Here is a 24,373-nt window from a genome sequence, read left to right as displayed (position 1 = left end):
TAATAAGTCTCAGGAAATGGCTAACAATAAATTTATGCGATGGGTAGATAAAATACCATTTTGTTGCATAATTGTTATGAATACGTATGCATTGTGTTGAGGTGGTGCTGTGTCAATGCCTAGTATAACGGAATTAAAAACTGTTCAATATTCTGCATAGTATGAGTGGTATATCTGAGTGTTGGGCAAATAAAACCTGTATGGGGAAGGGGAAACCAATGCTCAAAAGTAAACCAACCGTGTTGACTTTAGCTTTGGCTGCAGCGGGGATGAGTGTCTTATTGATACCACAAATATCTCAAGCAGCAGATGAAGTTAAACAACCAACCGCTGAACAAAGCGTCGCTGTTGAAACCACAGAACAAAATTCAACTCAAGCTGACACCACTATCACTGATGATTTACCTATAGAACGCATTCAAGTCAAAGGTTATAGCCGCAGCCTTATTGATTCTTTAAATTCTAAACGCTACTCAGACACTGTGTCAGAGCAGTTATCTGCTGATGATTTAGGGGCGTTGCCTGATGTCTCTATGGCTGATGCATTAACTCGCTTACCGGGCATTTCAGCTGTGCGAACCGGGGGGCAAGCAGCTGAGATTAATATTCGTGGTATGTCTGGCGGGTTTGTTTTTTCTACCTTAAATGGACGTGAACAGGTCTCAACAAGTGGTTCACGAAGTATTGAGTTTGACCAATACCCTTCAGAGCTCATTTCATCGGCCGCGGTTTATAAATCGCCTAAAGCATCGCTCATTGAAGGCGGCGTTGCCGGTACAGTTGAGCTGTCGACAGTCAGCCCATTAAGCAGTGATAAACAGCATAGTTTTGTGGTCAATGCTCGCGGAATGTATAACGACAGAGCCAATGAAGTGTATGGCGCTGAAGAATACGGTAGCCGACTCAGTTTTTCATACCAAGGTAAGTTTTTAGAAGACACCTTAGGCGTAGCTGTGGGTTATGCCAGATTAGAACAGCCCAGTGTTGCCACCCAATTTATTGGCCTTGCGTATAACGATTCAAAAGAGCTAGACGGCCTAGAAAATGACACCAATGGGCCGGTTGATAATCCAAATTATGAATACATTAGTGAAGGTTTTGAAGTACAGCATTTAGGCGGTGTTGAAACCCGAAATGGCTATATGGGAGCCATCGAGTGGGCGCCGGTTGATAACTTTGTCTTAAAAGCCGATGCGTTTATGTCACGCTTTGACAGTGAAGCTTTTGCGAGAGGTTATCGGGTAAAGTTTGGTGGCAGAAACGCCAGCGTAGCTAACCCAACCTATGACGGAAACAGCTTAATTGGCGGTACCTTTAATCGCACCTCTAAAAGCTACACCCGTGTTGAAATTGTTAATGACGACAACCAAGATTTTGATGAAGTCAATAGTTACGGCATTAATGCTGATTGGCAAGTAACTGATCGCTTAAACGTTAATGTGGATGTGTCTTTATCTTCAGCTAAAAGTGATTTTAGAAATGGCTTGTTATGGTCAAATGTGGCCGTTGACGCTAATGCCGATACGCCAATATTTGATGAAAATGTCTCAGTGAGTTACTTGCTTAACGGCCTTGATTTACCCGATGTCGGCTTTAATCAAGCTGAAGCGTTTTCAGATGTAGACCGAGTGATGGTCAGTAAGTACGGAATTTATCCTTTTGTGAACGAAGATGAAGTTCAAGCTTATCGACTCGATTTTAAATATGATCTAGACAATGATGTCATCTCTAGTGTGGAATTTGGCGCTCGATACTCAGACAGAACCTACAGTAATGACCGTTCTGTATTTGAATACGGAAACGACGGGGCATTTTCAAAATCAGAGCCTCCATTAAAGCTCACCGAAGATATGACCACTGTGGTTGACTGGCAAGGCGATTTTAGCTATTTCCCTGCTTATTTAGCCGTTGATTTAGATAAAGCGCTCAATGCGTGGTTTCCTGATGGCGTACCACAACCAGTACAAACCTGGGGTAATGCTGGTGGGGTGATTGACCCTAAAGGCTACACCACTAACTATTCTTGGTCTGTGCTACAAAGTGGCGATGTATACGAAGAAGTGTTATCTGCCTATGTAATGGCCAACATTGATACTGAGCTGGGTGGCATTCCCATTACAGGTAACTTTGGTGTACGTATGGTTGATACTGACCAGTCGGCGACCATGCTACAAAATGTCGAAGGCGATGTTGAGCTAGGTGCACAAAATATTGCTGACGAGATTGGCATTATCAATCAAAACTATGCCCGCACATTACAAGGGGTGAGTTATACCGACTACCTACCTTCAGTAAACCTTAACTTTAAAATAACCGACGATTCTCAAATTCGTTTTGCTGCGGCAAAAGTGATGTCACGTCCGCCTATTAATCGTTTAGCAGGTGACATTAGTGCTTCAGTATCCGATGACGGTGAAATTAATGGTTCAAGTACCAATAATCCATTCTTGATGCCATTTTATGCCGATCAATATGATCTGTCTTACGAGCGATATTTTGACGAAGGCGCATTTGTAGCTGCAGTATTCTACAAAAATATTGACTCATTCATCGATACCATAGCCATTGAAAACTTCGACTTTAAAGGCAATGGTTTTAACGTACCTGAATACATCATTGATGAAATCAGTGGCGAACAAATAGCAACCACCAATGGCACTTATACCACCGCAGTTAACAACGCTGAAGGTGGCTATATTCGCGGTTTAGAGTTGGCTTATACCCAAGTTTTTGCCTCTCTTCCTGATGCATGGTCAGGTTTAGGCTTTAACGCCAGTTACTCGTATACCGAGTCTGAAGTGGAATCTATTACTAATTTAGGTGGCGACACTGCAACCCAAGACTTACCAGGCTTATCAAACAACGTGGTCAGCGCCACGCTATTTTATGCCTATGAAGGTTTCGAGACGCGAGTGAGTGCTCGTTATCGTGATGAGTTTGTGTCTGAGCAAGTAGCGATTAACGAACAGGTAGTTAACTTTGACGGCGAAACCGTTATTGATTACCAAGCCTCTTATCAAATTACCGATGGGCTAGGGGTGTTATTCCAAGTTAATAACCTAACCGACGAACCGACCAAAAGTTACTTTGGTACCGAAGCTAAAACCGGCACCTTACAGTACTTTGGTCGCGAATTTTTCTTGGGGTTCACCTATGCCATGTAATCCATTGTTAGTGCCAAAAAATCCAACCCAAACAACGTTAATAATCGTGTTGGAATCACAGCAAAAAATGATCGGGAGTAGTCAGTCATGATGACAAAAGCAACAATATTTAAACTTAGCGCATTAGCGTTAAGTGTGGGGGCATTAGCGGGTTGCGGTAGTGACTCGTCAGAACCGGGTGAAGTTTTATTGACCTGTAATGTACCTAATATTCCTAATGCTGCGGGAACAGAGTGTGTGCCACCACCGCCACTTAACTGCCCAGCGCCTAAGTTTCCAGATGCCAAAAATGAAAGTTGTATTGTGGGATATAACCCAGAATTGCCAGTACCTATGGTGCTAGCAGGTGAAAACCAAGCAGTACTTTATTACAACCGCATAAAAGACAAAGACAACAGCGACAGTAACCCAAACTACCCAGGGTATAAATTACATACTTGGAATAACGATACTTGTGATGCCTATGCGCCACCATTCGACTCAACTGACTGGGCAAATGGCCATTCTTTTGATGGGATTGACCCTAACTATGGTGCTTATTGGATCTTAAACTTAAAAGAAGGTCACAGTGAATGTGCCAACTTTATTGTGCACATTGGTACTGAGGGTTCAGGTAAAGCTTTAGGTGATGGCGACTTAGTGATGAATCTTAAAGCCTATGAAGATTCAGCAGCCCCTGAAGCACAGTTTGATCGCGCAAACTTTACTATTCACGGTGAAAGTGATGTGTATGACTATCCTATTTTAGAGGTTGGTTTTTCAATTGATGGTGCCAGTGCTCATTGGTTAGATCAAAACACTTTTGTATGGAACGAATCACCTGACGGCATCGCAAAGTTTGTATTACACCATTCTGCAGATGCAACTGCAGTCGTTGATGACAAAGGCATGATAGGCGGCGAGCAAATAGAAGTGGTTGCTACTGAGTTAACCGACGAGCTTAAAGCGTTAGCGCCACATTTAGCCACTTGGCCAGCTTATGAGGCTAACTTTGATGCACAGCAAGCAAAAGCTATTGCCAAGCAGCAATTAGTGTTAGCTGCATATGATAGCGAAAACAAAGCTGTTGCAGCCAGTAAAGTACAAGTGGCAAAAGTGCTAGATGATTTATACACCCAAGCTGAAAACGATGCTGACGAAGCACCATTAGGGGTGATGTACGATAATGGCAATATTGTCTCTAAAGTTTGGGCACCAACAGCGCAAAATGTCATGTTAAAAGTCTATGACGCCGCTAAAAAGGAAATTGCTAGCCATCAAATGACAGAAGACACCGCAACCGGTATTTGGTCATATAGTGGCGGTAATGAATTAGACCGCCAGTATTACCAATTTGAGGTGACGGTATATCATCCTGTTAGTGGCAAAATAGAAACATTACTCACAAGTGATCCGTATTCATTAAACGTATCCACCAATGGTCATTACAGCCAGTTTGTTAATTTAGACGATGCTGACTTAAAGCCAGATGGTTGGGATGATCACACCGTGCCGACAATCGCAAATATTGAAGATGCGGTGATATATGAAGGGCATGTTCGTGATTTTAGCGCTCGAGACGAATCAACCTCTGAGGCTAATCGTGGCAAATATTTAGCCTTTACTGAAGACGGTAGTGCGCCAGTAGAACATCTGCGTAAACTGGCTGAAAGTGGCGTTACCCATTTCCACCTATTACCGGTAACCGACATTGCAACCATTAATGAAGATGCTGCTGAACGCATTGATATTACCGATACATTAGCGAAACTTTGCGCCAAAATTGATGATAATGCTGATGCCTGTAAAACAGAAGACACCTCAGCCACCATTGAAGAAGTACTCGCGGGCTTTACCGTGGGTTCTGACGATGCGCAAAACTTAGTCAATGCAATGCGAGGTTATGACAGCTTCAACTGGGGTTACGACCCGCACCACTTTATCGCCCCAGAAGGCAGTTATGCAAGTGATGCAGAAGGCACTGCGCGCATTAAAGAGCTACGTGCAATGAACCAATCATTACATGAGCTTGGCTTACGCGTAGTACTTGATGTGGTATATAACCACACCAGTGCTTCAGGCTTATGGGATAACTCAGTACTCGACAAAGTCGTGCCGGGTTATTACCACCGTTACAATGAAATCACCGGCAAAATAGAATCATCAACCTGTTGTGACAACACCGCAACTGAACATCGAATGATGGACAAGTTTGTTAGCGACTCTATGGTGATTTTAGCGGAGCACTATGGCTTTGATAGCTTCCGATTCGATGTAATGGGGCATATGCCTAAAAGCAGTATTCTTGCCGCCCGTGAAGCTGTTCAAGCCGTTGATCCAGATAACTACTTTTACGGTGAAGGCTGGAATTTTGGCGAGGTTGCAGACAACCGCTTATTTGAGCAAGCCACCCAAGCCAATATGGCGGGCAGCGAAGTGGGTACCTTTAATGACCGCATACGTGAAGCCGTTCGCGGCGGGGCGTTATTTGCTACTGAGCAAAAAGATGATCACCTAAGAGATCAAGATACCCTACGCTTATCGATGGCGGGTAACATTGAAAACTACGTACTCAAAGACTTCAATGGCAACACTGCTACAGGTAATAGCTTTAGTTGGAACTCTCAGCCTACGGCTTATGCTAAAGATCCTGCTGACAGCATTAACTATGTGTCTAAGCATGATAACGAAACACTTTGGGATATTTTGCAATATTCAAATGACACAACAATGTCGATTGAAGACCGTGTTCGAGTGCAAAATATAGCGGCTAGCATTCCATTATTAAGTCAGGGGATTCCTTTCTTACAAATGGGTGGCGACATGTTACGTTCTAAATCAATGGACCGTAACACCTATGACTCAGGTGACTGGTTTAACTGGGTCGACTTTACCAAAGGCAGTAATAACTGGAATGTGGGTTTACCTTTAGCTCAAGATAATGCCGCTAAAATGGAGCAAATTATTGCGTTGTCGGGTAACCCAAATTCAGCTGCATCTATGACTGAAATTGAATTTGCGTCCAGTGTATTTAATGAGTTTTTAGCCATTCGCAAAGCCAGCCCATTACTGCGTTTAACAAATGCTCAAGACATTATTGACCGAGTTGGCTTTCATAATATTGGTAAACGTCAAACCCAAGGTTTGATTGTGATGAGCATAGACGATGGTGCAGGCCTATCAGATATTGACCCTATGGTTGATGCTATGGTGGTGATGGTTAATGGCTCAAGTGAAGCACAATCTCATACTGTCCCTACTGCGGCAGGCTTTAGTTTGCACAGCACGTTAGCTAACTCTATAGATGCTCGCCAACTGGATGCTAACTTTAGCCAAGGAGAAGGCGAGGGAACCTTTACCGTCCCCGCATTAACGACGGCAGTATTTGTTAAGTTGCAAGGTGACACCCAAGGTGAGGGGTTAAGTGCAACGGCAACCGCTGGCGCGCCTGATGTGGTGCCATATGGCAGTACTACGGTATTTGTTCGTGGTGGCATGAACGGTTGGGGTGAGGTGGATGCCTTTACCTATGTTGGTGCTGGCGAATACCGCATAGCGATAGCCTTAGATGCGCAAACCTATGAGTTCAAAGTGGCCTCAGCTGATTGGAGTACCGTTGATTTTGGTGCCCTAAGTGGTGATGTGGCTGACGTAGATGAATCGGTTGCTGAAGCGTTAGCTCGCTCTGGTGCTAACATGAAGTTTACCCCGTCTATGGCCGGAACTTATGTATTCTCACTTGATGCGTCAGACAAAGATAATCCAGTGTTAACGGTATACAACGAAGAGCCATTTATTGGTACGCCCGTGTATTTGCGTGGCGATATGAATGGTTGGTCAACTGACAACGAAATGGTTTATCTCGGTGGAAGCCTATACCGAGCTGAAGTGATGGTTACTGCGGGAAGTAAAGGATTTAAAATTGCCTCAAGTGACTGGAGTACCGTTGACTACGGAAGTGGAGAAGCTGATGGGGTAATTGAGTATGGTGTGGCAAAAGTATTAGCCGTTAAAGGGGCTAATTTAAGCTTCGATTTTGACGCTGATGCCATGTACAGCTTTACTTTTGATATGAGTAATCGCAACGAGCCGGTAGTGACTATCCATAAAACTGACATGTTTGCGGGTAATACAGTCTTTATTCGCGGTGGAATGAACGGTTGGGGTGAGGTTGACGCATTGTCTTATCAAGGCTCATCTGTATACACAGCTGACATCAGCATTGCTGCTGGAGATTATGAATTCAAAATAGCGACTGCAGATTGGTCTACTGTTGACTTTGGGGCTATAGCAGGTGATGAGGTGGTGGCTGAAGACACGACCAAAGTGCTGGCTAAAAAAGGCGCTAACATGAAGTTATCTGTGCCTAGTGATGCAACTTATCGCTTTACGGTAACTGGCCCAAGTGCAGATTCGCCCACATTGAGTGTTTCTAAAGTGAACTAAACAAGGTTTCCCTTTTTAAGCGCAATCATGAGTTGTCATGGTTGCGCTTTTTTATGTTGTAAATTGATAGAGAAATTTAACATTAGGCTGAACTAATCAAACCAAGTGCGGCAATTTCTGTCTAGTAATGAATACCATCGCATTAATTTATATTCATTCGCCAAAGCTATTTGGCTAATTTTTATCTTATTTCAATGGTTTTTAGCCTGCTTTGTGAGCGTCTTTGTAAAGCTGACAAAACTAGCCAACAAATTGACTTGTTTGTGTCTATACTAAGTGTGTATTGTGGTGTTAAATCAAATTAAGAACATGGTTGTTCAATTTTTTTGATAACGACAGAGTATTTGTAAAACAATACAGAATTAAATTACAGATGTGACTTTAATCCCCATTTTGGCACTTTGTTCATTTAATCTCTTGAGATCTACAGTCAACGCCCCAAGTTCTTTTTATGTAGTCGACGAAATAAGACATTAAAAAGACGTAATAACGCTAAGGACACTTTATGAAAATAAATCTTTCTGGTCACCATGTAGATGTTACCGACACTGTTAAGCAACATGTAGAAGAGAAGTTTACTAAGCTTGCAAGCCATTTCCCGACACTTATCTCACTAAACGTCATTATTGCCAAAGAGCATGGCGAGTTTGATGTTGAAGTCAGCACCAATTACGAAGGCAGCCGCATTGCTGCAAACGGCAAAGATGCCGTAATGTACCCCGCAATCGCCAGTGCAGCTAAAAAGCTAGATGCCGCCTTAAAACATCGTAAAGGGCACTTAAAAGCTGACAAGCATGCAAAGCCAGAAGTTACCGCGCCAGAAATTGCCTACGAAAAAGTGCAAGAAATGGATTTACGTTAATCAAGCATAATCAATATAAAACACAAAACGCAGCCTAGGCTGCGTTTTGTGTTTATGGCTATTAAACTTTTAAAGATTAGTCATTAATTTCAGCGTTATGATAAATGTTTTGTACATCATCACAGTCTTCTAATGCTGCAATAAATTTGTCAAAACTTTCAATGTCTTCACCTGATACTTCTGTCATGGTTTGCGGTACAAACGATAAGTTTTCAACCTTGAAGTCAATTTCAGGCATCGCTTCAGTTAACGCAACCTTGATATTGTTGAATTCAGAAACAGGGGCAAATACGCTGATTAAACCGTCTTCTAGTTCAACATCTGTTACATCAACATCGGCCATCATTAATAGCTCTAAAATGGCTTCATCATCATCGCCTTCAAATACGAACACGGCTTGATGTTCAAACATATGCCCCACAGTACCTGGGCTGCCTAATTTAGCATCATTCTTAACAAAGGCTTGGCGAACTTGAGTAAACGTTCGGTTACCATTGTCTGTTAGGCAGTCAACAATCACCATGCAGCCACCTGGGCCAAAACCTTCATATCTTGCAGTATCGTAATCTTCACCACCACCACCACGGGCTTTTTCAATTGCACGTTCAATAACATGTGCTGGAACTTGATCTTTTTTGGCTCGTGAAATTAAGCTTCTTAAGGCCAAGTTACCATCTGGGTCGACACCACCTTGCTTGGCACATACGTATATTTCTTTACCATAGCGTGAATAAAGGCGGGTTTTCTGGCCGGCAGTTTTGGCCATGGATTCTTTACGGTTTTGATATGCTCTGCCCATCTGAAATCTCTTTGTTGTAATGTGAAATACTTATTAGCATAAAGGTATGATCACTCGATATTTATTTTGCTTGAGTCGATCATATTCTTATACCAATGAGTATAAGACTGATAATTGAATTCGATTCTAGCAGGAAACCTGCAAGCTGTTTAGGTGCGACTTTAAAAAACCTGTCGATAAGCTATATTTAGTAGAGACTTATTTGTAAGTTTGACGGTGTAGGGTCGTTAATTTTGACAACAATTATTACAAAATGTATAAGGATGATGGCATTGTGAGTATACTCATAGTTGTTCAGGCTTCAGTTAGCTGAGTGTTGGAGTAAACCCATTCACCAGATTAATCGTTATAAGGGAAGATAATGGCGGCTGATAAATCACAATTGGCAACAATTACCGTATTATATTACGAGGCTCCAGCAGGGCTAGAAATGCACCATGCGGTATTAAAAGATCTGCCGGTTAGTGCATCTGGACGAGTGATGATACCTGACTCATTTAGGCAAGGTAAATCCATTGTCTCTGTATTAAGGGGGGAATGCGACGTCCTTAACTCATTGGGTGAGCGAACTCAATCTCGCGACGATTAACTACAGTAAGCTGTTAAGTAATTTATCTGCTAGCGGTTGCAACACTTCTTCATTGGGATGAGTATGGCCAAAAGTCCGTAAACCGTAAATCCCCATCATTAAATATTGAGCTTGAGTTTGAGTCGATTCCTGTTTATTAATTAAATCCAATGACTTTGCTTTATCTAGTACTTGTTCAATAGCCGTTTGCCACGCGAATAAATTGGCGTGGATCAATTGACTAATATCTTCATCTTGTTCGCCTACCTCGCTTAACGCCTTGGTTAATAAACACGCTTGAGTCGCATCGCAGCTTAAACACTCTTGTACAATGTTGTTGAAGTAGCGTTTAAGGTTTTCAAGCGGGTTATTATCATTATTAAATAATGACTCAAACTGACGGCTGCGGTCATCGTGGTATTGGCTAATGGCTGCAAGTAGCAAGCCTTTTTTATTTTCAAATGCGCAATATATAGAGCCAGGATGAAGCCCGGTTGCTTTGGTTAAATCCTGCATACTGGTTTTGGCATAACCTTTTACCAAAAAAGCACGCATTGCCCCCCGCAGTACTTCCTGGCGATCAAACTCTGCATTTCTCATATCAGTACTCTTTATATTACGCGTTTGTGTTGTGTCATTAAGGGTAATTCTAACTAATTTTGAATAAACATTCAAAAACTACTTGAATGATCATTCAATTAAGTTTATCTTGAACGCATATTCAAGAAAGGAGATTCTCCATGACAACCACTTTATTTCAACCTTACCCATTAAACACCAGCCTGACCCTAAACAATAAATTGTTAATGGCACCATTAACCCGTTGCATGGCTGATGATAACCTTGTTCCTACTCAACAAATTGTGGATTATTACGCGCGTCGTGCTGAGGCTGGTTTAATTATTAGTGAAGCCACTATTATTCGCCCCGATGGCCAAGGGTACCCTAATACGCCGGGGCTATTTTCTGCTGAGCAAATAGCCGGTTGGAAAAAAGTGACCAGCGCAGTTCATGAAAATGGTGGCAAAATTTTTGCTCAGCTTTGGCATACAGGCCGTGTTGCACATCCACACTTTTTTGGTGGCGGTGATGTGTTATCTGCTTCAGCTGTTGCAGTTGAAGGAACGGTTCCTAGAATGCGTGAATTGGAATACCAAACACCCAAAGCGGCAACCAAAGAAGATATTGATTCATTAGTCCATGATTATGCTCAAGCGGCAGCCAATGCCATTGAAGCAGGTTTTGATGGCGTTGAGATTCATGGCGCTAATGGGTATTTAATTGACCAGTTTTTACACCATGACAGTAACCGCCGTGAAGATGAGTATGGTCAAACGCCAGAAAACATGTCTCGTTTTGCATTAGAAGTATTAGATGCCGTGGTGGCCAGTATTGGCGCAGACAGAACCGCAATTCGTTTGTCTCCGGGCGCTTATTTTAATATGGCGGGTGATAAACGAGATCGTGACGTATTTGATTATCTATTACCTGAAATTGCCAAACGCGATATTGCCTTTGTACATGCCGGTATTTTTGATGATTCAATGGAGTTTGATTACTTAGACGGTACGGTGTCGAGCTACCTACGTAAGGTGTACCCTAAAACGTTGGTTGGGGTAGGAAGTTATACTGCAGAGTCAGGCGCACAAGCGATTGAAAGCAACAAGTTTGACTTACTTGCTATTGGTCGCCCATTTATTGCTAACCCCGATTATGTCGCTAAAGTGCGCAATCAACAACCTTTAGTGGAATACAACGACGCGATGTTAGCAGAGTTAATTTAACCTTGACTTGGTTGTTTTAGTTTCATCATTTTAAGGAATGCACTTTTAGTTTGTTATTTTTGACTTATTAAGCGTGCCGCTAAAAAGTATGACCTTCATCAGTCAACCCCATATTACTTTTTCGCTTCCATTTGACCACTGCCATGCAGTGGTCTTTTTTTGTTTAGAGGGGGAGGGGCGTGTTAATTTTGCTAGCAAGTTTAATGGTAATTGAAATTTGGCTTCTTTATAATCAGCGGCTTATTTTTTAAAAAGGCTATTATGCACACTCTTGCTAAACTAAAATCTGGTGAATTACACGGTATTAAGCGTCTTCAAATAGTGGAAGAGTTAACTGAGTTTCCCCAGCAAATAATCGCGTTAAAAGACAGTTTAGAAATATTGGATTTATCCAATAATCAATTGTCTAGCCTACCTGATAATTTTTGTGAATTGGTTAATTTACGCATCGTTTTTTTATCTCAGAACCAATTTACTGAGTTACCACAAGTTCTAAGCCAATGCCCTAAATTGGAAATGGTGGGCTTTAAGGCTAATCGTATTAGCTATATTGCAGCAGACGCTTTGCCTATAACGACCAAATGGCTCATTTTAACGGATAACCAATTAAGCCAACTCCCTCACAACTTTGGTCAACTCACTCAGTTAAGAAAATTAGCCCTAGCAGGTAATGAGTTAACTTCACTGCCAGATTCAATGAAAAATTGCGTTAATTTAGAGCTTATACGCTTATCAGCTAACCAATTAACTGAGCTGCCAGATTGGTTGTTTACTTTACCTAAATTGTCTTGGTTAGCGTTTGCAGGTAATTCATTTAATCATGTCGCAGAATGCTTAAATAACAGCGTACCCACTATCAACCCGCAACACTTGCAGTTAGAGGCTCAAATTGGTCAAGGAGCTTCAGGGGTGATTTACCGAGCGACTTGGCAACATAAACCGCAAAATTTACAACATTTGCCTAATGAGTTAGCGGTTAAAATATTTAAAGGGGCCATAACCAGTGACGGTTATCCAGCAGATGAATTAGATTGTTGTTTGACCGTAGGGCAACATGCCAATTTGATCCCTGCAATAGGCCAAATTAACCAGCAGCAGACACACCCGCATCAACTCGGGTTGATCATGGAGCTTATTCCTGCTGGTTACCAAAATTTAGGTTTACCGCCGTCGTTAATCACTTGTACCCGAGATACGTTTTTGGCTGAAACCGAATTCGCACTACAGCAGATTGTCAGTATCGGCCTACAAATCGCCAATACTATGGCTCATATGCATCATAAAAATGTCAGTCATGGTGATGTGTATGCTCACAATATAATGATTAATCAGCAAGATAATGTGTTGTTTGGTGATTTTGGCGCGGCCTCGAACTTAGTGCATCTTCCAATACATCAACAAGCCAATATGCAAAAAGTTGAAGTGCGAGCATTAGGGTGTTTACTGGATGACTTACTTAACCTAGTCAACCCAAATGATGCAAGGCTTGAACAACGTGCAGTGGCTCAATTGACCGAGATTATTGCAAAGTGTTTTGCTCCAAAGGTAGATGAGCGGCCAAATTTTGCAGAAGTGGCGGCTTTATTAGCCAGCATTTAATGAGTCGAAGTATCGATTGTTTTTGCGGTGGCCAGTTGCGGTAAATAGCATTCAAGCGCCTGCGCTATCGAGGGCTCGGGTTTGCCGAGTAAATATCCTTGAGCATAATCAATATTATATTGATTCAGAAGGGCTAAAATTGACTCGTTTTCAACAAATTCGGCCACCGTGGTAATGGCCATTTTTTGTGAAAAGCTCGCTACAGTTTCAACCAATAATTGTGCTTTGGGATCACTGTCTAAATGCTTTATCAAAGAGCCGTCAATTTTAATAATATCAATATCTAAGCTGAGTAAATGCACAAAGTTAGAATAGCCTGAACCAAAGTCATCGATGGCAATTTTACAGCCATAGGGCTTAACTAATTTTATAAATTGCTCTACCGCGTCATAATTGGTGATTTCTTCACTTTCTAATAATTCAAAGTTGAGTCTTTTACAGGTGTCAGGCTCTTGTTTTAGTAAGGCTAAAATGGCATTTAAGTTTTGCGGGATAGCAATATCATCTAAAGTGATATTAACTGCAAACTCATAGGGTTGATCTTTAAATAATTGTATCGATTTTTGTAGCATGGTACGCATGAGCTGGCTATAAAGCCGTGAATGTCTTGCTGCCTGCATAAATTGGGCAGGTGCTAATACGACCTTATTTGGCAAGGTGATCCGCATTAGACATTCAAATTTTATTGCGCCACCGGTTAAGGGAGCAATCAATTGGACATAAGGTGTTACCCATTGCTCATTGGCCGCTTGTGCAAGCATTTGGCTTAGGCGCATATTATCTTTAAAGGCTTCACTATTCGCCATCTGCGGCTGAAAGATACAAAATTTAAGTCGTTGCTTTTTGGCAACTCGTCGCGCTAAGTCGGCCTGCCGATGAAGTTGGTCAATATGTTTTTGTTGAGGTTTACTGGCTTCATTGGGCAGAAGTGCTCCGCCTATGCTGATAGAAATATAATATTCACTTCCCTCAATGATAAACGCTTGTTGACCAATCATGTCGACAATTTGCTGCGCAAGTTGAGTTAACTTTGCTTCATTGATACTGTTTTCTTGTGATTCCACAATGGCGGTAAATTCATCTGGGCCGGTTTTATAGAGTGTTAAAGGTAATGAAGACGAATTGAGTCGCTTGGTGATTTCTATCAATATTTCATCACCAGCACTAACACCAAAAAAATCATTAAATTCGCCAAAATCGTTAATGTTTAATACCAGTAACGCGGTGATATGTGACGTTGCTAGGTCACTATAAAGCTTTTTTCGATTGGGTAACTCAGTGAGGCTATTGAAGTAAGCTTCTTGATATAACTTGGTATTTTGTTGCTCAATTTGGCTAAAACTATCTTGTAGTGAAATACGCATTTTGTTGAAATTTTCAGATAGTTGTTGAATTTCATCTTGGCTATTAATATTGAGTACTTTGGTCAAGTTGCCACCGACAATATCTTTAGTCCATCGATTAAGTTTTAAAATATCAGAGGTGACTAGTTTACCCACACGGGTATAAAGCCAGCTTGATAAAATAATAACCCCAGCAAAAAGTAAAAGTTGGAAAAACAGCATTCTCAATAGTTCATCACCATACAGTTTTACTTGAATTGAACCAGCATAAAAGCCCTTTAACTGGCCACGATATACAATGGGTTGGATAAATTGGCTGAAGCCTAAAACAAGTTCAGCCGTTTGGGTTCTGGCGGTTTCAACTTGGCTAATATTATAAGGACGAGAACCTATAACAATTTGTCCATTTAACGGGAAGTTCAATGCTTTAGGGAGTAAATCCCGCCAAATACCCTTCATAAAATAGTCATTGGTATTTTTGAACCCCAGATTATTCGCTCGGGTTTGTTGTAGATGTTGGTTTTGAGTGCGATGCTTTAAAGTAATAAGTTCCCCGTGGGGATCTAATACCGCAAAGTCAGACAATGTGATTTGAAATAAACTACTTTGAGTTTTATCAACTCGGGTGGTTGCTGGCACAAAAAATTGCGCTAATGTGCTATCAAGATTTTGCTGTTGGTTTGATAGGTTATTAAAGTTAATGTTATTACCACTCAATATGAGGTGAATAGTGTGAACATTATCAATAAGACCTTGCTTGATCAGTTGCCTATTGAGATGCAATTGATAACTGAAAAATAGCATTTGAGCACAAGCTAAAATCAAGATGTTACTGACCACCAATTTTTTATAAAAAGGTAATTTTTGATGCAGTAACCAATATAATAATGGCTCTAATAGACAAAAAAGTAAAAATGTTCCTGCCAGTGCTAAAGTTAAAACTTGACTCGTAAAAGCAATTTTTGGCCAATCACTAATGTGTAATACTGAGTTTTCTCCTCCCCAAGGGTTAGTTGAAGTTGCAGGGTTTTGTGGGTCTAAAATCCATACTGGCTCAGAGATATTTTTTAGGTAAATAACTAATTTATATTCAATATCACCTGGGTATACAGGTAATTGATACTGCCAAAAACCGTCTACCGCAGACATTTGATAAAAAGATTCATTGGTATTCCAATCATTAAATCCACCACTAATAAAGACTCTGTCTATTTGTGCATTAGGGGGAATCTGCCAGTTTTGACGTATTTCTGACGTTAAGTTGGCAGGGATTTTGATTGGGTAAGGTGTTAATGCGTCTGACTGTAGGCTGTTAATCACTAATGCTTGAATTGGCCACAGCAAAGCAAGAGCAATTAAAATTAACAGCCTTATTTTCCACTTATGTAAATAATGGGCAATTAAACTCACAAATCTAATGCTCTGATGGTGGGTGGTTGTAGTAATAGGTGGCTTATCATTACAATCCTTGAATTATTGCCTGTAAGGGTTTGATTATTGATTTAATAATGTAAATGCATTGTTATATAAATATGCGTTGCAAATACTACAGGGTCAAGTCATAGGTAAAGTATTTTTGTTTATGAGTGCTTTTTAAGGTTAAAGCCCGTTTTTCAATGAGCTTATTACACCACAACTAACTCAATGATGGGGTTGTCCATCGTTAGCCTTAAATTGGTGTGGTATTATAATCAAATGATAATATTTGATAGAGTTTGTTGAAATGGAAAATAAAACCGCTCGCTTCACCGTGTTATTAGACCCAAGTAAAAAGCAAGCTTTTGAGCAACTATGTGCCTCGCAAGATCTCACACCATCTCAAGTAGTTCGACAATTAATTCGAGGCTATCTTGAACAACACGATGTGACCTATGGCAATCAACCGACACATAATCCTAAAGTAAAAATTTAGCCAATATTTGACACAAGCCAGTTGAACCAATGAATGTAGACTGGCTGATATATGATAATTTTATTATAATGCCATTATCATTTTTTGGTTTAGACTTTCGCTGCGCTTATTCGGCTTTATCGGGTAAGTCTTGCACAATGCTTGAACCGTCACCGTTTATAAATTAAAGAGACTTATCCATGAGCGATACCATACCACCTTGTCCAAAATGTGAATCTCCCTATGCTTATTCAGATGGTTCATTATTAATTTGTCCTGAATGTGCCCATGAATGGAATCCGAATGAAGTTGTGGTTGACCCTGATGCCATTATTTTAAAAGATGCTGTAGGTAATTTACTGGCTGAAGATGACAAAGTAACGCTTATTAAAGACCTTAAAGTAAAGGGTTCTTCTTTAGTACTTAAAGTGGGAACCAAGGCTGTTATTAAGCGTTTTGTGGATGCTGACCACGACATTGATTGTAAAGTCGATGGTCATGGGCAGATGATGCTTAAATCAAAGTTTGTTAGAAAGCAAAACTAATCAGTTTTCACGACTGTTTTAAATTCAGTTTTCAATAAAAAGACACCCGCATTAAGCGGGTGTTTTTGTTTGTCGGCTCGATATTAATCATTTGCTTAGATAAACAAGCTACCAAAGATAAAGCCCAATATTACTGCAGAGGTAATTGTTACGACACCGGGGATAAAAAATGGATGGTTAAACACATATTTACCAATACGTGTTGAGCCGGTATCGTCCATTTCTACTGCTGCGAGCAGCGTTGGATAGGTTGGTAATACAAATAAAGCACTAACGGCAGCAAAAGAGGCTACAACAGTTAGTGGTGCAACACCAATAGCCAGTGCGGCTGGCATTAATGCCACTGTCGTCGCGCCTTGTGAATACAACAACATTGAGGCAAAAAATAGCACTAATGAGAGCATCCATGGATGGTCAGTGAGCAATGCTCCTGCAACGTCTTTAATGCCATCAACGTGGGCATTGACAAAAGTTGACCCCAACCAAGCGACACCTAATACACAAATACATGCGGTCATTCCTGAACGAAATGTGGCAGCATTTTGAATTTTTGAAGCATCAATTTTAGTGACTAAAACAATAATAGCAGCGGCACTGAGCATAATGCTCATAATGGCCTCATTTCGTCCTAAGGTGGGGTTAGTAATTAGTCCAATTGAATCAGAAATTGCAGCAGCATAAATGACGACTAAAGTAATCGCTGCTAAAAATATGCTCGTGGCAGTTTTAGCTGTGGGTAAAATTTCGCGTTTTTGGTCAGTGTTGAGTTTAATTAAGCCTTGCGCTAAACGTTGTTGATATACAGGGTCATCTTTTAGCTCGCACCCCAAAAAGTTAGCAACACCAGCACCTATCATACAGGCGATAAATGTTGTAGGAATACAAATCAATAGTAAAGTTAAGTAATCGACCCCTTGTGGCTCAAGCATTGCCGCAAATGCAACAACCGCTGCAGAAATTGGCGAAGCAGTAATTGCCACCTGTGAGGCAATAACAGATATCGATAATGGTCTAGAAGGGCGGATACCCTGTCCTTTAGCGACTTCAGCAATAACGGGTAAAGTTGAAAATGCAGTATGACCAGTACCGGCAAGCAAGGTCATAAAGAAAGTCACCATTGGGGCATAAAAAGTGATGCGTTGTGGGTGTTTTTTCAAAAAACGCTCAGCAATATCGACTAACCAGTCTAAACCCCCTGCAACCTGCATTGCTGCAATTGCCGTGATTACCGACATAATGATCAAAATTACATCAATAGGGATAAACGTTTGGCTAGTGGGGACACCTAACACCAAAGATAAAAATACTACACCCAACCCACCGGCAAGGCCGATGCCTATACCGCCAATTCTTGCGCCTAAGTATATGAACACCAGTACGGTGAGCAATTCTACCACTACCATTTTTTATTACCTCAAGGTGAAACTTTTAAAATTATATTGTGGCAGCATTTTTAACTGAAATTGCTGCCAAGAAATTAGCTTAATTTGATTGTGATATAACCGTAGACAGTGGTTTGACGCATAAACGAAAGCAACTTATCTCAGGGTAGAAAGCCAAATTTGAACTGACAAATTAAGGTATTTTTCTGTATTGGTTATTCAATCAATGAGTATAAAAGGCGAAGTGTGAATATGGATTATTCGAGGCTTTGCAAAACTTTAGTCATACTCGGAAGAGAGTCCGTTCAACTTTGTTAGATTTTAATTTGGTTAGATTATACGCGATTGAAAGAACTCTTTTTAAATCTAGATCAATGTTTGGTGAATTAAATTAGAAAAGTCGGCTTTACTAGAGTGGAATAAGTTAGCTGTTTAATAATAACTTTAAATCAGCATGTTACGGCTAGCTTTGATGTAAGTTTTTGCTAGAAAATGCACTCGTTTATGGTTGAATTTAAAACAATGTTAGTTCTATACTGACAATAAATAACAACGGTTACATCTCGCTAACACTGTTGGTTAGCCATTATTAACACAATCGACTTTGAGTTGTTAGGTTAACAATCATGACATTGATTTAATCCAAGGTAAATTATGACAGACAAGCATAACGAACAATCTTCTACTACATTAGTCGCCACAAACGCGAATAATCAAGATACCCCTCCGGAAGATGTTAATCTTGTTGATACCAAAACAGAACAGTCTAAGAACCCAAAAATTCGAAAAGCGACCAATATTATTCTCATTGTGGTTGGCTTTTTGTTTGTATTTCATCTTATTGCTGACCGTTATATTCCCTCAACCGACCTAGGGCGCATTCGAGGCTTTGTTGTCCCCATTACCCCACAAGTTTCGGGTGAAGTGATTGAAATTTTAGCAACACCTAATACCTTAATTCGTAAAGGAGAAGTGTTAGCAAGAATTAATCCCCGCGATTATGAAATTGCACTGTATACCGCACAGCAGAATGTAACGCAGGCAGGGCAAAACATGGGAGCATTAACAGCAAATGTTACCGCCGCTAAAGCGAAGGTGGTAAATGCTGAAGCCAACTATACTAATGCAAAAGTACAGTCTAAGCGTATTTTTACCATGGTTGAACAACAAGTTATGTCAGAGGCTGATGCCGATAATGCCCGTGCAGCCCTAACCAGTGCAAAAGCCGGAGTGGCCAGTGCAAAAGCTGATTTAGCTAAAGCAGAAGAAAGATTAGGCTCAGAAGGTGAGAACAATACTGCAGTTAAGTCAGCATTATTAGCGTTAGAGCAAGCCGAGCTTAACTTAGCTCGTACAGAGATAAAAGCGCCAACAGATGGTGTGGCTTCAAATTTTCGCTTAAAGGAAGGTTTTTATGCTATTGCCGGTCAGCCCATTATGACTTTTATTTCTGCTGAAGATGTATGGATTGAAGCTAACTTCAGAGAAAATAGCCTAGGTAATATGCAAGCGGGAGATAAAGTTGAATTCGCACTCGATTATGCTCCCGGTAAAGTGTTTACTGGCGAAGTGGCTCATATTGATTACGGTGTTGATTGGGGGCAAAGTGAGCAAACTGGCAAACTTGCTCAAACCACCGGTCAAACTGGTTGGTTAAGACAAACTCAGCGATTTCCTGTCACGATACATTTTGACGATGAACAAGCTAAAGGTATGCGAAGGGTGGGAGGGCAAGCTGATGTGATGGTTTACACGGAAGAAGATTCAATGATGAACCTATTCGGCAGATTTTGGATTCGAGCGGTAAGCTGGTTTTCTTATGTCAGATAATGCAGCTGCGCAAGATAGTTCAAATGCCAAGAATACAGAATTGGTTGAGGTAATATATACCCGCCGAGTGCTACGTTTTACGCTAGGTGTTGGTATTGCTGTAGCTATTTCAGCTTTTTTTGAGTGGCAGTTAGCCTTCATATTGCCCGTGTTTGTTGCTAAATTTTTAGTTGAACGTGTTGCACCGACCATTCAAACTGTATATGAATTGCTCAACTCAATGGTGGTGACAATTGGCATTGCTTGGATGGTGAGTTTTGGCCCTGTTCATTATCCATTTATCCTTTTGCCCTTGTTAGCTTTAATGATGCTATGGGCTTATTATTTATTCTCAAATCCTAAGTGGAACTTTTTCGCCACAATTTTAATTGTTTCTACATTGGTTTTACCTTACTTAGGGATATTACACCCTGGTATAGCCATTTTTGTCGGGGCAGGGATTAGTTTATCGGGTGTTATAGCGGTATTAATTTTTACCTTATTACATATTTTATTACCTGATCTTGCCCCTGAAAAAGAACGTTTTTCAGAGCCTGAACTTTCATCTGACCAGCGTTTTTATGAAGCAATTAGAGCGTTAATAATCTCTTTCCCTGTGATCACCTTTTTCTTTTTGTTTGAAGTAACAGGTGCATTACTCACCATGATTTTTATCGCTATTTTATCTTTGCAAGCCGCAGGCACTAAAAGCATAAAAGTCAGTTTGTTTTTATTGCTTACTAACGGCATAGGGGGCGTGTTGGCTATAGTGTTTTATAACTTATTAGTGATCGTACCTGAGTTAGCTTTTTATGTTGGCTTAACCATGTTTGCTGCGTTAATTTTTGCTCAGAAGATTTATCAAGACCCTGCAAAAGCGCCAATTTTTGCTGGTATCTTTACTGGTTTACTGGTTGTTGTCGGCTCAACGGCTTCGTCAACAGATTCGGATGTCGCGACTAATTTTTATATTCGTATCGCGCAACTATTTATTGTTGGGGTGTATATGGTTGTGGCTTCATTTTACTTAGAAACAAGAAATTGGCGGTTTCTGCCGTCAAATCGTCATTAATTCAATGGAAAATGAGTCTCTTAAGATAACGATGTTAGGTCGTAAGGCTCGGTATTATTCATACAAATATATATTTATTAACTAACATTATGTAAGCAACGGAACACCAAAAGACTAGGGAGAGGGATTTATGAGCGATAAACCAATAACAAACTCGAAAGAGTTTACTAATGCCGCGGTAGATGCTGCCATTAAAATAGCGTTAATTTTTATTATGGTGATTTGGTGCTTCAAAATCATTCAGCCTTTCATCATGCCCATTTTATGGGGCGGTATTATTGCTATCGCCCTTTATCCGGTCGTGTTGTTTGTTAGTAAAAAATCACACTTATCAGTGAGTAAAACCAGCCTGATGATTACCCTTTTAGCGTTGGCGCTATTATTAGTACCTACTTTTTTATTTTCAGGGGCACTTGTTTCAAGTACCCAAGATTTTATTGCTGAAATTCATAATGGCACATTAACCATTCCAGCGCCTAAAACCTCTGTTGCAGAGTGGCCAATCATTGGAGAGAGTCTCTATGAATTTTGGGCTGATGCTTCTGCTGATCTGCAAGACTTCATACAAAAATATGCAGAAGAAATAAAAAGCTTTTCAACATCGGCTGCCAGTGCTGTTGGGAGTTTTAGCTTGACCGTTTTGCAATTTTTAATTTCAATTATTATTGCTGGTGTGTTTATGGGTAAAGCCTCTGGTTCAAGTCAGATGTTCCACAAAGTTTCAGTAAGGCTAGCAGGTAAGCATGGGGAAGAGTTTTCAGACCTTGCTGTCGCAACGGTCAGAAGTGTGGTTAATGGGGTGATTGGTGTGGCATTCATCCAGTCAATTTTAGCCGGAGTTGGTCTGGCAGCAGTGGGCGTGCCCGCAGTGGGTATTTGGATGTTATTGGTATTAATTTTCGCCATTATTCAATTACCCCCCATTTTGGTTTTAGGCCCAATTATTGCCTATGTATTTTCTGTTGAATCGTCGACCACCGCAACCATCTTCATGATCTGGAGCATATTGGTGAGTGCCAGTGACACTTTCTTAAAACCAATGTTAATGGGCCGAGGCGTTGATATTCCCATGTTGGTTATATTGTTAGGGGCAATTGGTGGCATGTTGTTGTCAGGCATTGTCGGCTTGTTTGTTGGCGCAGTCGTGCTTGCGCTGAGTTATAAACTATTTTCAGCATGGTTAGTGGTTGAAACAGCAGAAGTGGATGATGAAGAGCTATCTGTAACAGATACGACAACAGAATAGGTGGTTGACATTGTGTAGTAGCTAATTGATTGGCTACTACACTCAGTTAATTGACTTAACTTTAATGGCGTTGTTATTCAGGCTTGTCCTTTGTATGTTTTTAAGCAAATAAACCTCGGAAGTATTCGCGCTTGTTTAGCTTATAACAACAGATTGAAACTCGTTTTGGCAATAACGTGTCAGCAGAGTTTTTCTGACACGTTACTGGGTAAAATGAGTTAAATTAACTCTGACCCCATTATTTAAATTATTCATTTTTCAGTGCATTTTGGCTGACTTTAAGATTACTTTAACTTATTAATTTGTATCAATTTGAAGTAGCACAGCTAATTACACATAATCAAGGGCCCAGCCTTTTGGCAATACACTTGTCTATTTGAATTAAGACTTTGAGACACTGCGGCATCAGCCTGACGACGAGCAGAATCGGCTTGGCTTTGTGCTGCCCTGGCCTGACTTTCTACAGCCTTTGTATTTCGTAACTTTAACTGCATTTCTTGCTTAGAACGATGCTCTTCCCTCTTTCTGGCAAGAGATAGGTCAAACTCCGCCTTAGCTGCTTCAAACTTAGATCTAAACTGATCGTTATAAACACAAATTTTTGTATATTTATTCTTAGTCATACCTTTGGGCACATCTAGGTTTTCTTTAGAACAAACTCTATTGGTGTATATTCTCTCTAAATCTATCGCTTCTTGGTAATCTTGTTTTGCTTTATGCTCGGCTACTAAAACCGTTTTTTCAGACTCAATTGAGGAGTTAAAAAAACTATTTTCAATACTTACTTTTTGCAAATATTGATTTGTTGGTGACATTTCATGGTATGCCCAATTCCCCGTTTCACGGTACTGTATGGCTGCAAATCCCAAATTAATTTTTGTTTCAAAATCTAAAAATGTGAGTTTTAACTTAATGCTCTTAAAATCACTTGAATAATCTTCTGTCACATAAATGACACCATCACCTCGGTGACTCATATATCTATTAACTGTATCGAACGGGCTAGAAATTTGAATTGCATAGTTATCATTTTCGATATACCCCATGCTATTGATGACACCGAAATGATTAGTATCATCTTCAATCACTTGCATATGCCCACTAAATGAAATTGTGTTTTCAACATCAATAACACCTCTCATAGATGTATTTCTGATGTAATCAATAGCAACTACAGGTTTATGATTTACAGCCTTCCCTAATTGGCCTACTTGATAGATTTGCTCCATATCAGTGTAATCACCTATTGCGAAAGCTCTGCCTATGCCAATTGCAAAACCATCTTTACATTGACCATCCCAATAAATTTGAATACTTGAGTCTAATTCATATTGGCCATCATCTAATTCCTCAATCAAACACTCTTGAGTCTTGTTAACAGGCTGTACCATAAATCGTTTCAGCTCTTTTTTTAATGGTATTTTTGAAATGTTCGAATGGATTATGTAGTTAGCTTGCTCTGTTGAATAATATTGCAAGCTCGACTTAGGAGTGCTTTCACAGCCTGATACGACAAAAAACACAAACGAAAACACAAACGTTATTATTTTATTCAAGATTAATTTTCCACTGAATAGCAATGAATATACATAAGAAAAAATCAGGCTGGTATTGTTAATTTTCGCAAATTTCTGACTTTGAAGGCATGTTATAGCTGCACACCCGAAGAGTTAACCTTAACACCAATATCTCTGACTTTTTATAAAGGTCGCGGATTCTATAGCAAGACAAACACGAGTTCAACACTACATTAGGAGGAATAGTTAGCATGTGTTTCTTTTCTGGAGCTCTGAATGCAGCAGGAATATCAGCTAATGGATTTGAATAAAAAATTCCAGTGTTCACAGCGAACGTCATCATTTCATTGAACCAACTTATCACACG

16 protein-coding genes are annotated in these 24,373 nt (G+C 40.3%); 11 read left to right on the top strand and 5 right to left on the bottom strand.

Features of this window, described 5'->3' with window-relative positions:
• Positions 1–218 precede the first annotated feature (218 nt).
• The 3 genes from L2672_RS03625 to hpf all read left to right on the top strand — a co-directional run bounded on the left by L2672_RS03625 (position 219) and on the right by hpf (position 8,451).
• A complete protein-coding gene (locus L2672_RS03625; protein ID WP_248994479.1) occupies positions 219–3,164 on the top strand; it encodes a TonB-dependent receptor in 2,946 nt (981 codons plus the stop codon).
• 87 nt (positions 3,165–3,251) lie between these two features.
• Positions 3,252–7,589 (top strand): pullulanase-type alpha-1,6-glucosidase, encoded by a 4,338-nt coding sequence (gene pulA / locus L2672_RS03620; protein WP_248994478.1) that lies wholly within the window; start codon positions 3,252–3,254, stop codon positions 7,587–7,589.
• A 505-nt stretch (positions 7,590–8,094) separates the two neighbouring features.
• Positions 8,095–8,451, top strand: coding sequence for a ribosome hibernation-promoting factor, HPF/YfiA family (hpf, locus tag L2672_RS03615; protein ID WP_248994477.1), 357 nt, complete (start codon positions 8,095–8,097; stop codon positions 8,449–8,451).
• 76 nt (positions 8,452–8,527) lie between these two features.
• On the opposite strand, the gene L2672_RS03610 is transcribed toward hpf, so the two are convergent.
• On the bottom strand, positions 8,528–9,250 hold the full coding sequence (locus L2672_RS03610) for a YebC/PmpR family DNA-binding transcriptional regulator (protein ID WP_248994476.1): 723 nt from the start codon (positions 9,248–9,250) through the stop codon (positions 8,528–8,530).
• A gap of 361 nt (positions 9,251–9,611) precedes the next feature.
• Between L2672_RS03610 and L2672_RS03605 the strand changes: the two genes are divergently transcribed.
• Entirely contained in the window at positions 9,612–9,839 is a 228-nt protein-coding gene (locus tag L2672_RS03605; protein ID WP_248994475.1) for a TIGR02922 family protein, read from the top strand.
• Here L2672_RS03605 and L2672_RS03600 read toward each other — a convergent pair whose 3' ends face one another.
• A complete protein-coding gene (locus tag L2672_RS03600) occupies positions 9,840–10,418 on the bottom strand; it encodes a TetR/AcrR family transcriptional regulator (protein WP_248994474.1) in 579 nt (192 codons plus the stop codon).
• 140 nt (positions 10,419–10,558) lie between these two features.
• Here L2672_RS03600 and L2672_RS03595 point away from each other — a divergent pair, with 140 nt between their 5' ends.
• Both L2672_RS03595 and L2672_RS03590 read left to right on the top strand, forming a co-directional pair.
• Positions 10,559–11,602, top strand: coding sequence for an alkene reductase (locus tag L2672_RS03595; protein ID WP_248994473.1), 1,044 nt, complete (start codon positions 10,559–10,561; stop codon positions 11,600–11,602).
• 261 nt (positions 11,603–11,863) lie between these two features.
• Positions 11,864–13,201 carry a leucine-rich repeat-containing protein kinase family protein gene (locus tag L2672_RS03590; RefSeq protein WP_248994472.1) on the top strand — a complete coding sequence of 446 codons (1,338 nt, stop codon included), beginning with the start codon at positions 11,864–11,866 and terminating at the stop codon, positions 13,199–13,201.
• Here L2672_RS03590 and L2672_RS17345 read toward each other — a convergent pair.
• Complete coding sequence (locus L2672_RS17345) at positions 13,198–15,954, bottom strand: EAL domain-containing protein (protein ID WP_248994471.1); 2,757 nt, start codon at positions 15,952–15,954, stop codon at positions 13,198–13,200. The genes L2672_RS03590 and L2672_RS17345 overlap by 4 nt on opposite strands.
• A gap of 313 nt (positions 15,955–16,267) precedes the next feature.
• Between L2672_RS17345 and L2672_RS03580 the strand changes: the two genes are divergently transcribed.
• Together L2672_RS03580 and L2672_RS03575 are read left to right on the top strand one after the other, a co-directional pair.
• Positions 16,268–16,456 carry a ribbon-helix-helix domain-containing protein gene (locus L2672_RS03580; protein ID WP_248994470.1) on the top strand — a complete coding sequence of 63 codons (189 nt, stop codon included), beginning with the start codon at positions 16,268–16,270 and terminating at the stop codon, positions 16,454–16,456.
• 179 nt (positions 16,457–16,635) lie between these two features.
• A complete protein-coding gene (locus L2672_RS03575) occupies positions 16,636–16,980 on the top strand; it encodes a zinc ribbon domain-containing protein YjdM (RefSeq protein WP_248994469.1) in 345 nt (114 codons plus the stop codon).
• Positions 16,981–17,075: 95 nt separating this feature from the next.
• Here L2672_RS03575 and L2672_RS03570 read toward each other — a convergent pair whose 3' ends face one another.
• Complete coding sequence (locus tag L2672_RS03570; protein WP_248994468.1) at positions 17,076–18,383, bottom strand: anaerobic C4-dicarboxylate transporter; 1,308 nt, start codon at positions 18,381–18,383, stop codon at positions 17,076–17,078.
• Positions 18,384–19,016: 633 nt separating this feature from the next.
• Here L2672_RS03570 and L2672_RS03565 point away from each other — a divergent pair.
• The 3 genes from L2672_RS03565 to L2672_RS03555 all read left to right on the top strand — a co-directional run bounded on the left by L2672_RS03565 (position 19,017) and on the right by L2672_RS03555 (position 22,489).
• Positions 19,017–20,192, top strand: a complete 1,176-nt coding sequence (locus L2672_RS03565; RefSeq protein ID WP_248994467.1) for an HlyD family secretion protein — start codon at positions 19,017–19,019, stop codon at positions 20,190–20,192.
• A complete protein-coding gene (locus L2672_RS03560; RefSeq protein WP_248994466.1) occupies positions 20,182–21,243 on the top strand; it encodes a DUF2955 domain-containing protein in 1,062 nt (353 codons plus the stop codon). Before L2672_RS03565 ends, L2672_RS03560 begins: the two co-directional genes overlap by 11 nt.
• A gap of 130 nt (positions 21,244–21,373) precedes the next feature.
• Positions 21,374–22,489, top strand: a complete 1,116-nt coding sequence (locus L2672_RS03555; protein ID WP_248994465.1) for an AI-2E family transporter — start codon at positions 21,374–21,376, stop codon at positions 22,487–22,489.
• A 326-nt stretch (positions 22,490–22,815) separates the two neighbouring features.
• On the opposite strand, the gene L2672_RS03550 is transcribed toward L2672_RS03555, so the two are convergent.
• Complete coding sequence (locus L2672_RS03550) at positions 22,816–24,045, bottom strand: hypothetical protein (protein WP_248994464.1); 1,230 nt, start codon at positions 24,043–24,045, stop codon at positions 22,816–22,818.
• Positions 24,046–24,373 lie beyond the last annotated feature (328 nt).

Origin of the sequence: Shewanella gaetbuli, from assembly GCF_023284065.1 — a bacterium.
Lineage (GTDB): Bacteria > Pseudomonadota > Gammaproteobacteria > Enterobacterales > Shewanellaceae > Shewanella > Shewanella gaetbuli.
This window is presented reverse-complemented; position numbering and strand designations above follow the sequence as displayed.

Bases quoted from the DNA above. Each gene is read 5' to 3' on its own strand.
- L2672_RS03625 (WP_248994479.1), top strand. From the start codon at position 219: ATGCTCAAAAGTAAACCAACCGTGTTGACTTTAGCTTTGGCTGCAGCG.
- pulA (WP_248994478.1), top strand. From the start codon at position 3,252: ATGATGACAAAAGCAACAATATTTAAACTTAGCGCATTAGCGTTAAGT.
- hpf (WP_248994477.1), top strand. From the start codon at position 8,095: ATGAAAATAAATCTTTCTGGTCACCATGTAGATGTTACCGACACTGTT.
- L2672_RS03610 (WP_248994476.1), bottom strand. From the start codon at position 9,250: ATGGGCAGAGCATATCAAAACCGTAAAGAATCCATGGCCAAAACTGCC.
- L2672_RS03605 (WP_248994475.1), top strand. From the start codon at position 9,612: ATGGCGGCTGATAAATCACAATTGGCAACAATTACCGTATTATATTAC.
- L2672_RS03600 (WP_248994474.1), bottom strand. From the start codon at position 10,418: ATGAGAAATGCAGAGTTTGATCGCCAGGAAGTACTGCGGGGGGCAATG.
- L2672_RS03595 (WP_248994473.1), top strand. From the start codon at position 10,559: ATGACAACCACTTTATTTCAACCTTACCCATTAAACACCAGCCTGACC.
- L2672_RS03590 (WP_248994472.1), top strand. From the start codon at position 11,864: ATGCACACTCTTGCTAAACTAAAATCTGGTGAATTACACGGTATTAAG.
- L2672_RS03580 (WP_248994470.1), top strand. From the start codon at position 16,268: ATGGAAAATAAAACCGCTCGCTTCACCGTGTTATTAGACCCAAGTAAA.
- L2672_RS03575 (WP_248994469.1), top strand. From the start codon at position 16,636: ATGAGCGATACCATACCACCTTGTCCAAAATGTGAATCTCCCTATGCT.
- L2672_RS03570 (WP_248994468.1), bottom strand. From the start codon at position 18,383: ATGGTAGTGGTAGAATTGCTCACCGTACTGGTGTTCATATACTTAGGC.
- L2672_RS03565 (WP_248994467.1), top strand. From the start codon at position 19,017: ATGACAGACAAGCATAACGAACAATCTTCTACTACATTAGTCGCCACA.
- L2672_RS03560 (WP_248994466.1), top strand. From the start codon at position 20,182: ATGTCAGATAATGCAGCTGCGCAAGATAGTTCAAATGCCAAGAATACA.
- L2672_RS03555 (WP_248994465.1), top strand. From the start codon at position 21,374: ATGAGCGATAAACCAATAACAAACTCGAAAGAGTTTACTAATGCCGCG.